The 13573-nt window shown below is 67.5% G+C and carries 10 protein-coding genes and 1 pseudogene; 4 read left to right on the top strand and 7 right to left on the bottom strand.

Going from position 1 to position 13573, the window contains the following annotated elements; genetic code table 11:
- Nucleotides 1-280: 280 nt before the first annotated feature.
- The 6 genes from WS87_RS26870 to WS87_RS26845 form a co-directional block, all read right to left on the bottom strand.
- Entirely contained in the window at nucleotides 281-1183 is a 903-nt protein-coding gene (locus WS87_RS26870; protein ID WP_059819598.1) for a hypothetical protein, read from the bottom strand.
- Nucleotides 1184-1275: 92 nt separating this feature from the next.
- A complete protein-coding gene (locus WS87_RS26865; protein WP_059534037.1) occupies nucleotides 1276-1494 on the bottom strand; it encodes a hypothetical protein in 219 nt (72 codons plus the stop codon).
- Nucleotides 1495-1717: 223 nt separating this feature from the next.
- On the bottom strand, nucleotides 1718-2368 hold the full coding sequence (locus WS87_RS26860) for an NADPH-dependent FMN reductase (protein WP_059534039.1): 651 nt from the start codon (nucleotides 2366-2368) through the stop codon (nucleotides 1718-1720).
- Between the two features lie 310 nt (nucleotides 2369-2678).
- Nucleotides 2679-2984: an NIPSNAP family protein gene (locus tag WS87_RS26855; protein ID WP_059819597.1), complete on the bottom strand. Its 306-nt coding sequence runs from the start codon at nucleotides 2982-2984 to the stop codon at nucleotides 2679-2681.
- A 316-nt stretch (nucleotides 2985-3300) separates the two neighbouring features.
- The gene (locus tag WS87_RS26850) at nucleotides 3301-4653 is read right to left on the bottom strand and encodes a DUF3999 domain-containing protein (RefSeq protein WP_059819596.1); all 1353 of its coding nucleotides are present in this window, start codon (nucleotides 4651-4653) and stop codon (nucleotides 3301-3303) included.
- Complete coding sequence (locus WS87_RS26845; protein ID WP_059819595.1) at nucleotides 4650-8057, bottom strand: DUF2339 domain-containing protein; 3408 nt, start codon at nucleotides 8055-8057, stop codon at nucleotides 4650-4652. Before WS87_RS26845 ends, WS87_RS26850 begins: the two co-directional genes overlap by 4 nt.
- A 358-nt stretch (nucleotides 8058-8415) precedes the next feature.
- Here WS87_RS26845 and WS87_RS26835 point away from each other — a divergent pair.
- The 4 genes and pseudogenes from WS87_RS26835 to WS87_RS26820 all read left to right on the top strand — a co-directional run.
- Nucleotides 8416-9824 (top strand): annotated as a pseudogene (locus tag WS87_RS26835) (quaternary amine ABC transporter ATP-binding protein); the annotation flags it as partial.
- Entirely contained in the window at nucleotides 9817-10713 is an 897-nt protein-coding gene (choW, locus tag WS87_RS26830) for a choline ABC transporter permease subunit (RefSeq protein ID WP_059819594.1), read from the top strand. The pseudogene WS87_RS26835 and the gene choW, both read left to right, overlap by 8 nt.
- Before the next feature lie 114 nt (nucleotides 10714-10827).
- On the top strand, nucleotides 10828-11829 hold the full coding sequence (locus tag WS87_RS26825) for a GlxA family transcriptional regulator (RefSeq protein ID WP_059534051.1): 1002 nt from the start codon (nucleotides 10828-10830) through the stop codon (nucleotides 11827-11829).
- A 110-nt stretch (nucleotides 11830-11939) separates the two neighbouring features.
- Nucleotides 11940-12887: a choline ABC transporter substrate-binding protein gene (locus WS87_RS26820; protein WP_059534053.1), complete on the top strand. Its 948-nt coding sequence runs from the start codon at nucleotides 11940-11942 to the stop codon at nucleotides 12885-12887.
- A 136-nt stretch (nucleotides 12888-13023) separates the two neighbouring features.
- Here WS87_RS26820 and WS87_RS26815 read toward each other — a convergent pair whose 3' ends face one another.
- Nucleotides 13024-13449, bottom strand: a complete 426-nt coding sequence (locus WS87_RS26815; protein ID WP_059819593.1) for a PACE efflux transporter — start codon at nucleotides 13447-13449, stop codon at nucleotides 13024-13026.
- Nucleotides 13450-13573 lie beyond the last annotated feature (124 nt).

Below are 13573 nucleotides of genomic sequence, written 5' to 3'. Positions count from 1 at the left end.
CACTCGACCCTGCTGGCCAAGATGGGCATTCGGCGGGAGGAAAAACGACGCGCAAGCGCGTCGGACGAGCGCTTTCGGGCAGATGAGTGCGCGCTGGCTGGCGTGACGCCGCGCGCGAATCGAGAGACGCGAGCTGGAGGGTTGCTCGTTTTCGTCCGAAAGGGGGTGTCGCCGTGCGAATCACGGTCGTGGCCGCACGTCGAGGTTGTGCCGCCCGGTGTCCGGGCGACGCAGTACATCGCCCCGGACGAGACGCCGCCTGCAACCTGCGGTCGCGGCCTTATTTCTTCAGGAATCGCAGCGCGAGGCGCGCCATGCGCGGCACGAACATCGGGCGCAACAGCCGTTTGTCGTACCCGGCCATCCGGCGGTCGTTCTCGCTGAGGCACAGTTCGATCAGTTCGCGCGGGTTGAGCGCATCGCCGATGTCCGCGGTGCTCGTCGCCGGAAAGTTCGCGTCGTGCGCGGCGCCGTCCGCATCGATCCCGCGCGCGATACTGATGCGGTCCCGGATCAAGAACGCCCACACGGCCGCGACCCGTGCGAAGAACCATGGCCGGCGCCACCACGGCAAACTCCGCCAGTACCACGCATACCAGTTCACGAAGAACAGGATGTGCCGGCCTTCCTCCTGGATCACGGGTTCGAAGGTGTCGACGAGTTCGGGCGGGAAATAGCCGGAGCGCTGCGCCGAGCGGAACAGGCCGAACGCGAAGAAGCTGTCGATGCACTCGCTGAAGCCGGTCATCATCCACGACCACTCGGGGTCGTTCGGCGCCGGATAGGGCGGTTCGGGGGCGAGCGCGATGCCGTATGCCTGCACCAGCTTCGACAGCACGACCTTGTGCCGGGCCTCCTCGGCGCCGTCCATCTCGAGCGCCCGGCGCAACAGCGGATCGCCGACGGTCGCCGCGAAGGTGGCGACGCGGATCGACGCACGGCCTTCGGTCTGCACGGCGATGTCCCAGATCGGCAGCGACGTGAGCCGCTTGAGTTCGTCGGACTTGAGCGGCGGCCAGTCGATGACGGCCGGTTTGTACGGGTTGTGCGTATCGAGCAGCATGCGGCAGAACATCTGCCTGTGCGCATCGGAACCGATCCTGACCGGACCCTGAAGCTCGAAGGTCCAGTTGCGCATGGCGTGATCTGCCGCTGCGTGGTCTTCCTGCAGCGTGTCGGACATGGCTGTTGTTATGCGATTACGAGTCGAAAGATTCTTGCATAGCTTTCGTAATCGCGTATTTTCGAGCCGGCCCGCGCTGCCGTGCGCTGCGCTCAGGCCTGCGTGTCGATCCAGAGGCGTCCCCAGCGGGACGCATACGCGAGCGCGTGCTCCTCTTCGAAGAAGAAGTCGATCGCGTCGAACGACACGGCGCGCGGCGACGGACCGCCGCTTGCCTTCTCGATCGTCAGGTTCGCGGCGAACAGCCCGTTCGGCAGCCGGGCGGCAGCGGGGGCGACTTCGTAGCCCTTGTAGCGGATCGTGCGGTTCATGGCGTGCGCATGGAAGGTTCGGGCTTTCAGCGTACGAAAACCCGCGGCACGCGTGAACCAATCTTTCGGCCAATGCAAATCACGTGGCGGGCCGGATCGTTATCGGCGAGGGGCGACGGCATGAAGAAGGCGGCGACGGCGCGATGCGCACCGCACCGTCGGACACGCGCGCCCGCGCGCGGCGAACGTCGTCGGCCGGGCGCGGGCGGCGGGGAGGCTGGGGTTAGTGGTTGGCGATCTTCAGCACAGGCGCGAGCGCGTCGACCGATGCGGCATGCGTGGCCGCGCGATGCGACGCGAACGCGAGCGCGAATTCGGCTGCCTGCGAGCCGACGGTCTCGAGCTGTGCGACGACCTTCGGATCCGAGCAGCTGTCGGCGCTGTCGAAGCGCGTTTCGAGCGTGTTCACGGTGGCGCCGAACGGGGTCGGCCAGCCGCGCAGCGCGTGGACGATCGACCGCAGCGACGTCAGCACGGTGCCGGCGGCCTGCCAGCCGTAGGCCGTGACGATCAGGCCGACCGCGCGGCCGTCGAGGTACGGGCGCTCGTCGGCGCGCAGTTCCTCGAGCGTGTCGAGCGCGTTCTTCACGAGGCCGGACACGCCGCCGTGATAGCCAGGCGTCGCGATGATGATCGCGTCGGCTTCGCGCACGGTGTCGATCAGCTCTCGCTGCGCATCGGTCAGCGTCTTGTGTTCGGGGGCGTAGTGCGGCAGCGTATGCAGGAACGGGCCGTCGAACAGTCGCGTGCGTGCGCCGGCGGCCTGCGCGCCGCGCAGCGCGAACGACAGCGCGCGTTCGGTCGACGACGCGGCTCGGGTGGTCCCGCCGATGCCGACCACGAACGGGCGGCGGTGTTGATCGAATGCAGTCAAGGGGCGCTCCTTGGGGATGGCTTGCCCGGCTAAGCACAGGCTTAAAACCAGATGGTAACGACCCCGCCGCCACTCTGAAAACGACTTTTCGTTCTATCGATATGCCGTGCACACGGGTCGCGCGTGCGCGCGGCGACGCAGATCGATAGCAGAAATGCTTGGTTGGGACGGCGTGCCGCGCTCGATAAGATGGGCCCGTCTCCTCCATGATGTCTCTACTGACATGGGTTGGCCCCGCCACGCGGATGCAGGCGGGGCTTTTTTTCGTCCGGCGCCGGAAAGCGGGGCGACGCGCGGGCGTGATGCGGCGTTACGCGAACACCGGCCGGAAAAAGCTGCGCTCGTAGCTGACGATGCAGCGCGTTTCCTCTGCATACCGGAACGCGGCCTGGCAGGCGGGATCGGTTTTCGAGCGTTCGCGGTAGTGCTCGTATTCGGCGAGGCTCGGGAACGAGAACATCGCGAGCGCGATGTTGCTGGCGCCTTCGGAAGGCAGGAAGTAGCCGTGGTGCGTGCCGCCGAATTGCTCGACGAGCGGAATCCACATCTTGCCGTAGGTTTCGAACTGCTCGAGTTTGTACGGATCGATGACGTAGCGAAGGAAGCAGGTAACCATGGGCGCTCGCGGTGCTGTGGAGGATCAGCGAGTCTGGAGCGCGTCACGGGGCGTGTCAACGAGGAGCCGGCCGCGCTCGCGCCGGCTTCGTGCATCGCGGACAAGGTTTCGCGCGTGCGGGCTTGCGCGTCACGGACTGCTTGCGGGCGCAACGGTCGATGAATTCCGCCACTTGTACGAAGGCGCCGAACGCATGAGCATGCACGCCGTCGTGCCATCGTTCCGCTTCGATCTCGTGTGATGTTCACGACATGTTTCTTGCGACGCCTCGCGGCGCGCGGCTGCGGCCCGATTCGTCGTGCCGGTGTGGCCTGCCTCAATCGTCGCGTGTGTGCGTGTCGCTGCCGCCGCGCGCGAGGCGCCATGCGATCGTGCCGAGCACGCCGACCGCAACGACCAACGCCACCCACAGCACGTAACGGCGGATCGCATCCTTGTCGGCGGCCGGCTCCGACGGGGCCGCCGAAACCGGCAGTGCCGCGCCGACGCGCGCGGGCCGCACTTCCGGCGCCATCCCGACGAGCAGCGCTTCGCGGCCCACGGCCGACGACGGCAGCGACGCATTGCCGACGCCGAGCGTGAACGGCGGCGTGCCGCGCGCGACGAAGGTCAGGGCGGCCGGATGCCAGCCGACCGCGACGGCAGGCTGGCCACCGCCGAGACCGCCGTTGCGCATGTCGACGACGATTCGCCATGCGCGATCCGGATTCGACGCGAACGCCAGCGGCGGGTTGCGCTGTTCGCCACCCTTGCCCTGCAGCCGGAACAGCACCACGTCGGCAACGTCTCGCCACGGCGTCTGCGCGCCGGGGCGACTCTGTAGCGTTGCGCGCGCAACCGTATTCGGTTGTGGAAGGTCGATGCGCACGCGGTCGACCGGATAGGCGCCGTCGGTGTCGAACAGATACTCGCCGGGCGCGCTGCCGGCGCGCACGTGCACGGCTTCGCGCCATTGGCGCGGCACGGCCGCGCTGTCCGCCGTGCGTGCATCGTGCGGTTGCGTTTCGATCTCGATCGACCCGATCGTGGGTGCGCCGTCGAGCCAGTCGAGCCGCAGGTAGCGCGGCCCCGTACCTTCGAGCGCGATGCGTTCCTGCATCAACATGTCGCCGCCGCGCCCGACCTTCAGCAGTTGCGTGCTGCCGAGCGAGCGCCAACTGCGCAGATCGTCGCTCGCCGCGACCGCGACACGCCCCTGGTAGCTGTCGTCGCTCACGTGTACGAGCAGTGCGTCGACCTCGCCGTCCGCGTGCGACAGGTCGACGAGATCGGCCGCATGCTTCGCGCGCGCCGGCGCGGTGACGGCCGCGCGCAGCGAGCCGTCCGGCGCAACCGACACGCCGAGCGGCGCAGGCCCGTCGTCGGCGCGCGCCGGCGGCAACGGGAACCAGTGCACTGGCGTGCGCGACGGCGGCACGGCCGCCGCCGCCGGCGCATCGAGCGAGTAAGGCACGGGCTCGCCGGTGCCGTTGAAGATGCGCACGTCGCCGAGATCGTCGCGCCGGCTGGCCGCATAGACGGCCTGCGGCACGGTGAGCTGGTAATACGCGGCGCTGCCGTCGAGATCGAGCGAGAAGCGCTGGGCAACGCGTTCGGCGCCGGGGGTGCCGTCGGCCGCCGCGAACGACGTCAGCAGGCTCAGGCCGAGCAGGGCTGCGAGTCGTTTCATGGTTGGCGATCGTCCCGTTGGGCCGCGGCCTTCGGCGGCAGCGGCGAGAAATAGCCGATCAACAGCAGCAGGATGCCGATGCCGATGAACGACACGATGCGTTCGATGCCAGTGACGTGCGACAAGTCGAACAGGAACAGCTTGATCACCGTGAGCGCGAGCAGCGCGGCACCGACGAACCACAGCGGACGCAACCCGCGGCGCGTGGCCCAGATCATCGTCGCGAGCGCGCAGAGCGTCCAGTACACGGAAACCGACGCCTGCACGAGCGTCGATTCCGCCATCGCATCGAATGCGTACGGCACGCCGGTCCAGTGATGCAGCGTGCGCAGCAGGATCGCGTTCAGCCACAGGAAGGCCGTCGCGCCGGCCGCGCCGAGCAGCTCGACGCGGTAGTTGCCGAACGACCAGCCGAGCTTGCGCGCGCGCACGAACCACGACGCCGCGAGCGCATAGACCACCACGAGCACGAGGTCGAGCGGATTGAGCAGCGGGACACGCGCCCAGCTGCCGCCGTCCTGCGTGAAGTTCGCGTAGAAGGTCCAGACCCACATCACGACGATCAGCGGCAAGGACGCGAGCGCGCACACGCGCGCGATGCTGTCGCGGCGCGTCAGCCACATGCCGGCGAACGCGAACAGGCTCCAGCCGACCATGAACACCTGCTGGATGCCGAACGACGACAGCACGGCGTCGATGTCGTAGGCAAGGTGGAAACGGTGATGCAGCGTGCGCAGCAGCAGCGCGTTGAACCACAGGAACACGGTCGCGAGCGCCGCCAGGTCGGCCGCGAGTGGATGCCAGCCGACACCGAGCGTCTTCAGGCGGCGCAGCCAGGTGGCGAACGCGACGAAGATCAGCAGTTGCGCGACGTCGAGCGGATTGAGCAGCGGCAGCCAGAACAGCGGCGACGCATCGCCGTCGCTCGTCACGCTGGCGATGCTCCACAGCCACAGCAGCGCGGCGAGCGGCGCGGCGCCCCACACCTGATACGCGCGCGGGAACGCGGCGACGGGCCAGCGCAGGCGGGAGCCGGGGCCCGAAACCAGCAGAAGCAGCGCGCCGAAGCCGTAGGCCCACGCGCTCCAGCTCCACGCGCCTTCGGGCACGAACGCGCGCAAGCGCCAGAAGCCTTCGAGCGAGAACAGCCCGCACAACGTCCAGAACATCAGCGTGTGAAGCGGCGCGATCACCGGCGTGAGGGTGACCGCCACGGCCGACGTCCTCGACGTGCCCGTCGCGCCCGTGGCCGGACCAGCCGCCGCCGTGCCGCGCGACTGACGCAGCAGCAGCGCATAGCACGCGATGATGGCGATCGGCCACGCGAACGCGCCCATGCCCGACAGCGGCGCCTCATGCGCATCGAACGCGCGCAATGCGAGCAGCGCGAGCACCGGCGTCAGCGCGAGTGAGGGCCATTCGGCGATCGGCCAGACGAGCTTGCGGCGCGCGACGTGTGCAAGCCATGCGGTGCCGGCTGCGAACAGCGCGGCCGCGTCGACGACGAAGCGGTCCGCATGCAGATCGACGTGGCGGCTCGCATAGACGAGGATCTCGTGCAGCCCGCTGCTCAGCCACCACAGCAGCCCCCAGGCCGCGGCCGCCGCGCCGACGTCCGGCATCCATGCGTGCCACGCGCGCGCTTCGTCGCGCCCGTGCAGCCACCAGCCCGTGAACAGCCCGGCGAGCGCGATCAGCAGCATTGCGATGTACGGGCTGTTGAGCACCGGAAGCGCGTTCGTGTCGGTCGGCCCGAGCAGGCTCGTGAAAAATGCGCCGGCCGCGGCGATCTGCATCAGCAGGCCGAAGCCGAACGGCGCAAGGCGCTTCTCGCGCACGCCGACCCACACGATCGCCGCGCCTTCGATCGCCCACGCGGCACTCGTCGTCGGGCCCGAAAATGCGAGCGGCACCGCGAGCGTCGCGAAGATCACCGCCAGCGCGAGCATCGCCTCGAACAGCAGCGCGAGACGATCGCGGCGCCGCGCGAGCCATGCGGCGACCGCGACGTAGAACGCCGACAGCGCGACCGCGCTCCACGCGAGCCCGAACGGCATGCCCTTCACGAGCGATGCCTGCAGCGCCGTCGCGACGATCGGCGTGCCGAACACGAGCGTGCCGTCCACGTAGTGGCGCAGCGCCAGTTCGCGTTTCACCGCGTACAGCAGCGCGATGCCGACGTACATCAGGAAGAACAGGATCAGGAACGGCTCGGTGGTCGCGAACAGCGCGGGGCGGTATGCCGTCACGCCCCACGCGGAGCCGATCGTGAACGTGAACACGAAGCCGAGCAGGTTCAGCGGACGCCACGCCTTGAACCATGCGATCGCGAAGATGCCCGCATTCAGCAATGCGTAGTAGCTGAACAGCGCGACATGGCTGCCGTGGCCGGTCGACAGCAGCACCGGCGCGAGAAAGCCGCCCGCGCTGCCCATGAATGCAAGCGGCAGCGCGTTCTGCTTCACCGCGAGGAACGCGCTCAGCGCGCACACCGCGACCATCAGCGGGAACGCGGCGCCGACCGGCAGCAGCGCGTAGAGCTTGGTCGCGGCGAAGATCGTCAGGTACAGGATGCCGATGCCGCCGCCCTGCAGCACGAGGCCGTATGCCGCGCGGCGCGCACGCACGCGCCAGCCGATCGCGAGCAGCGCGGCCGCGGCGAGTGCCGTGCCGGCGAGGCGGAATTCGATCGGCAGCAGGTTGTTGTCGGCCGCGTACTTGAGCAGGAACGCGACGCCGAAGAACAGCACGATGATGCCCACGCGCACGACCGTATTGCCGCCGAGCAACCAGTCGCGTGCGGCGCGGAACGCGCGTTCGGCGATGCTAGGTTCTCGGGGTGTCGGCGGGGCGGGCGGGGCGGATGGTGAAGTCGTCGCGGGCGGATTCGTCGGCGCGCCGGCAGCGGCGGTCGCTTCGCTCATCCGCGTGGCGACGGCCGGTGCGGGAGCCGGGATGGACGTCGACGGCGGCGCGTCGGCGCGCGCGACGGCCGGCTGCACGGACGGCCGCGGCGGCATTGCGGCGGGTGCAAGCGTGACCGAGGCGGGCGTCGCCGGTGGCATTTGCGCGGCGCTGCCGGCCGTGGCGGCACCGGCCTTCGCGCCCGCGAGCTGACCACGCAATACGTCAAGCTCGCGCGTGAGCGCGTCGACCGTCGCTTCGAGGCGCGCGACGCGATCGGCGAGCGGCACGGGAGCGGGCTGTGGTGTCGCGGGATTGGCGTAAATCGCGAACGCGTCGGGTATCGCGTCGCCGCTCTTGCGCTTGTGTTGCTTGAGCGCGTGACCGATGCAGAACCCGACCGCCGCGCCGAGCAGCGTGCCGTTGGCGGCGGAGAAATCCCCGAACAATGCGGCGATACCGCCCACGATGAAACCGATTGCGGCAAAAGCCCAATTCATCGCCTTGCTCCCTCTCTCATTTCGTTATCGTCCTTCGATCGGCGCACGGCCCGATCGAGGCTGTTTCAGTATGGCCGGCAGGCGAACCGGCATGCGCACGCCGTCGGCGCGGCGCCACGCCCAAGGCGCGCGGCGACGTCGCGATCAGCGTGATTGCCGGCAATGTATCACAATGGCCATGGGGAATTTTCTGGGTTGCGGGCGGGCGGCGAAACGTGCCTGTCGCACGTTCGCGATGCGGGTTTTCGTACGACCATTCCTTTCTCAAGAAGGGGACAAGCGACGCCGTCCGATCGGACGTGGAATTGTCGCAAAGCGACGCGCGGCTTCCGCGGGTTGGTGCAAAACGGCGCCGTTCGCGCGTCGCGCTGCTGCGCACAAGCCGCGCCCGGGATGCCCGCCATTATTGGCTGAGCGCGTATTGCGTTGCCGCAATCGAGTGCCGCCGGGCGCTGTGCCCCGCGTGGCGGGGCCGCCGGGTGTGTCGTATTTGCGCAAGCGTTTGTCGTAATTCGTCGGCAGGTCGGGGTTTTTTCTGGCAACTATGTAGGCACGCTAGACACGCGTGAGTCCCCGCTACACGAGGAGAAGGTTTCGATGGATGCCCCCAAGGTCGTGGTCGAAGGTCTGTGCAAGGTATTTGGAAGCAACCCGCAGCAGGCGCTCGACATGCTCGCTGCCGGCGCGACGAAAGACGATGTGCTCAAGCGTACCGGTCAGGTCGTCGGTGTGCACAACGTATCGTTCGACGTGCAGGAAGGCGAAATATTCGTGCTGATGGGCCTGTCCGGCTCCGGCAAATCCACGCTGATCCGCCTCGTGAACCGGCTGGTCGATCCGAGCGCCGGCAAGGTGCTGATCGATGGGCTCGACGTCGCGTCGGCACGCCGCTCCGCGCTGACCGCGCTGCGCCGCAAGGACATGAGCATGGTGTTTCAGTCGTTCGCGCTGATGCCGCATCGCAGCGTGGTATCGAATGCCGCGTTCGGCCTCGAGGTCGCAGGCGTCGGCAAGAAGGAACGCGAACGCCGTGCGATGGAGGTGCTCGAGCAGGTCGGCCTCGCACCGTTCTCGCACAAGCTGCCGTCCGAGCTGTCGGGCGGCATGCAGCAGCGCGTCGGCCTGGCCCGGGCGCTGGCCGTGAACCCGTCGCTGATGATCATGGACGAGGCGTTCTCCGCACTCGATCCGCTCAAGCGCCGCGAAATGCAGGACGTGCTGCTGCAACTGCAGAAGGAACAGCGCCGCACGATCATGTTCGTGTCGCACGATCTGGAAGAGGCGCTGCGCATCGGCAACCGCATCGCGATCATGGAAGGCGGCCGCCTCGTGCAGGTCGGCACGCCGCAGGACATCATCGCGAATCCGGCCGACGACTACGTGCGTGCGTTCTTCGACGGCATCGACACGAGCCGCTATCTGACGGCGGGCGACCTGATGCAGACGGGCGCCGTGCCGACCATGTCGAAGTGCGATGCCGCGAACGTCGCGGCGACGCTGAACGGCAGTGCCGAATACGCGTTCGTGCTCGACGCCGCCCGCAAGATCCGCGGCTTCGTCACGCGCGACGCGATCGGTCAGGACACGCCGTCCGTGCGGCCGATCGAAAGCATCCGGCGCGATGCGTCGCTCGAGCATGTCGTCGCGCGCGTCGTCGCGAGCCCGAATGCGCTGCCCGTCGTCGACGACGACGGCTGCTACTGCGGCTCGGTCGACCGCGCACTTATCCTGAAGGCCATCACGCGTTCGCGAGGCTCCCATGTCTGAAATGATTCCGCTCGGTAGCTGGGTCGACCAGTCCGTTCACTACCTGCTCGACCATGACGCGGCGACGTTCGATACGATCGGCCGCGCGATCGAGGGCCTCGCCGCATTCGTCGAGCACAGCCTGCAGGCGATCCCGATGTGGCTGATGATGGCGATCTTCATCGGTGTCGGTCTGTGGCGCGTGGGCTGGCGCTTCGCACTGTTCACCACTGCGTCGCTTCTGCTGATCTTCGCGACGGGCTTCTGGGACCAGACGGTCATCACGCTCGGCCTCACGCTGTCGTCGACGATCGTCAGCCTCGTGCTCGGCATTCCGCTCGGCATCTGGGCGGCGAAGAGCAAGTGGGTTGCCGCGATCGTGCGTCCGATCCTCGACCTGATGCAGACGATGCCGGCGTTCGTGTACCTGATTCCGGCCGCGATGCTGTTCGGTCTCGGCCGCGTGCCGGGGATCCTGTCGACGGTGATCTTCGCGATGCCGCCGGCCGTGCGCCTGACGAGCCTCGGCATCCGTCACGTGAACCGCGAGATCGTCGAAGCCGGCCAGGCATTCGGTTGCACGCCGTGGCAGCTGCTGTACAAGGTCCAGTTCCCGAACGCGCTGCCGTCGATCATGCAGGGCGTGAACCAGACGATCATGATGGCGCTGTCGATGGTGATCATCGCGTCGATGGTCGGCGCGGGCGGCCTCGGCAACGACGTGCTCGCAAGTATCCAGCGCCTCGACATCGGCCTCGGCTTCGAAAGCGGTCTGTCGGTCGTGCTGCTCGCGATCATTCTCGACCGCATCACCGAGAGCTTCGGCCGTGCGCCCGGCACCGTGAAAGCACCGCTGTTCTCGGGCCTGAAACAACTGTTCCGCGCGAAGGCCACGCCCGCGCAAGCGTAAGCAACCGGCGGCCGGTTCGCCTTCCGGCCGCCTCCCCCGATTCGATACCGGCTTCCGTGGCGTGTGCCACGGGGCTGGCTGCGTGCAACCTGCTCAATTCGCCAGGAGCCCGATGTGACGTCCGCCGCCGCTGCCGCCGTGCCTGCCGCTTGCGTTTCACCGGTTTCGTCCCTTGCCCATTTCGGCTTCCTGACGCTGCCGAACTTCTCGATGATCGCGTTCTCGAGCGCGGTCGAAGTGCTTCGGATGGCGAACTACGTCGGGCGATCCGATCACTACAAGTGGTCGATCTATTCGCTCGACGGTGCGCCCGTGCATGCCAGCAACGGCATCGCGGTGCGTCCGACCCAGGCGCTCGACTACACGAACCTGCCGGACGTGATGATCGTGTGCGGCGGGATCCACATCCGCAACGTGGTCGACGACGGCGCGCGCGACACGCTCGCGGCGCTCGCCGAACGCGGGCTGCCGCTGGGTGGCATCTGCACCGGTGCGTATGCGCTGATGTCGGGCGGTCTGCTCGACGGCTATCGCTGCACCGTGCACTGGGAGAACCTGTCCGCGCTGCATGCGGAGTTTCCGCAGGTCGGGTTCGCCGACGAGCTGTTCGTCGTCGATCGCGACCGGCTCACGTGCACCGGCGGCACCGCGCCGCTCGACCTGATGCTGAACCTCGTCGGCATGCGTTTCGGCCAGCAGCTCGCCGCGCAGGTGTCCGAGCAGTTCATCCTGGAGCGCATCCGCAGCTCGACCGACACGCAGCCGATTCCCGTCGATGCGCGCGTCGGTTTCTCGCGCGCGGAGCTGATCGAGGTCGTGCGGCTGATGGAGGCGAACATCGAGGAGCCGCTGTCGCTCGAGGAACTCGCGCGGCTCGTGCGACTTTCGCAGCGGCACCTGCAGCGGATGTTCAAGGTTTATCTGAACGTGTCGCCCACTCACTATTACCTGACGCTGCGTCTGAAACGCGCGCGCGACCTGCTGCGCACGACCGACGCATCGATCGCGCGCGTGACGACGACGTGCGGATTCCATTCGCCGTGCCATTTCAGCAAGGCGTATCGCGCGCAGTTCGGTCACGCGCCGAGCTACGAGCGACGGTTGCCGGGGCGCTGACACGACCCGAGCGAGCCATTCGGTCCGCGACGCCGCCGGGATCTCGGCGCGCGGTTTCAACACTCGATCCCGCACCCATGAAAAACGACGTCACTTTGAGGAGAAGACAGATGAAGCGCCTATTGATCGCAGCGGCATGTGGGATCGGGATTGCAGCACCGATGTCGGCGGTTTACGCGGCCGACCCGCCCGTGTGCAAGAACGTGCGCTTCGCGGACGTCGGCTGGTCCGACATCGCGGCCACCACGGGCCTCGCATCGACGATGCTGCAGGGTCTCGGCTACACGCCGACCAAGACGATCGCGTCGGTGCCGATCACGTTCGCGGGCATCAAGAGCAAGCAGATCGACGTGTTCCTCGGCTACTGGTCGCCGACGATGGATCCGATCATCCAGCCGTTCACGAAGGCCGGCACGATCAAGGTGCTCGCCACGCCCAACCTGACCGGCGCGAAATACACGCTCGCGGTGCCCGACTACGTGTACCAGGGCGGCCTGAAGTCGTTCGCCGACATCCAGAAGTTCGCGGACAAGCTGAACGGCAAGATCTACGGGATCGAACCGGGCAACGACGGCAACCTGCTGATCAAGAAGATGATCGACGGCAATCAGTTCGGCCTCGGCAAGTTCAAGATGGTCGAGTCGAGCGAGGCCGGGATGCTGGTCGAGGTGAATCGCGCGATCCGCGACAAGCAGTGGATCGTGTTCCTCGGCTGGGAACCGCATCCGATGAACGTGCAGATGAAGATCGACTACCTGAGCGGCGGCGACGACGTGTTCGGCCCGAACTACGGCGAAGCGAAGGTGCTGACCGCGACGCCGCCCGACTACGCGCAGCGCTGCCCGAACGTCGCGAAGTTCGTGTCGAACCTTCAGTTCACGACGACAATCGAGAACCACGTGATGGTGCCGATCATGAACAAGGAAGACCCGAACAAGGCCGCGGCCGAGTACCTGAAGGCGAACCCGCAGGCGCTCGACAAGTGGCTCGCGGGCGTGACGACGATCGACGGCAAGCCGGGCCTGCCGGCGGTGAAGGCGTATCTCGGCGTGCATTGAGCGACCGGACGAACGGCGCGCCGGCCGAAGGTGGCGCGCCGGCGTGATGAAACGCGGCCCTCCCGCATCGTGCGGGCGGGCCGCGTCGTTTTCGGGCCGCGAGTGGATTGGCGAATCGCCGCGCAGTGAACCAGCGTCACGATTCCCTCGTCGCCGCCGGTACGTCGAACACGCGGTCGAACGCCCACTGGAACACGAACGCGTAGCAGAAGAAGAATGCGAACAGCCCGATGTCGACGACGAACGCGTCGAACCACGAGATGTCGAGCCACCACGACACCACCGGCACGAGGATGAAGATCAGCCCACCCTCGAATGCGGTCGCGTGCAGGATCCGCCGCGCGAGCGTGCGCCTGGGCCGACGGCGCGACGCTTCCCAGCGCTCGAACAGCGCGTTGAAGATCATGTTCCACAGCAGCGCGATCGCGGACATCGTCGCCGACAATGCGCCCGAATAGACGAGGCTTTGCTTGAAGATCGCCGCGATCGCGGGCGAGATGCAGGAGATCGCGATCGCTTCGTAGAGCACCGCCTGCGTGATCCTGCGCGATAGGCCTTGCACGTTGTTTCTCCGGTTCGACGGTGACTCGACGGTCGCTTGCGCGGCACGGCGCCGCGACGTCCCGCAAGGCTACGTGCGTTGCGCGAGCGCTTCAATTCACCTAATCTCACCCGGATTGAATCGA

This window comes from Burkholderia sp. MSMB0856, from assembly GCF_001524645.2.
GTDB classification, from domain to species: Bacteria; Pseudomonadota; Gammaproteobacteria; order Burkholderiales; family Burkholderiaceae; genus Burkholderia; species Burkholderia diffusa.
The sequence above is the reverse complement of the archived record's forward strand: the minus strand, read 5'-3'. Positions and strand labels throughout refer to the sequence as shown.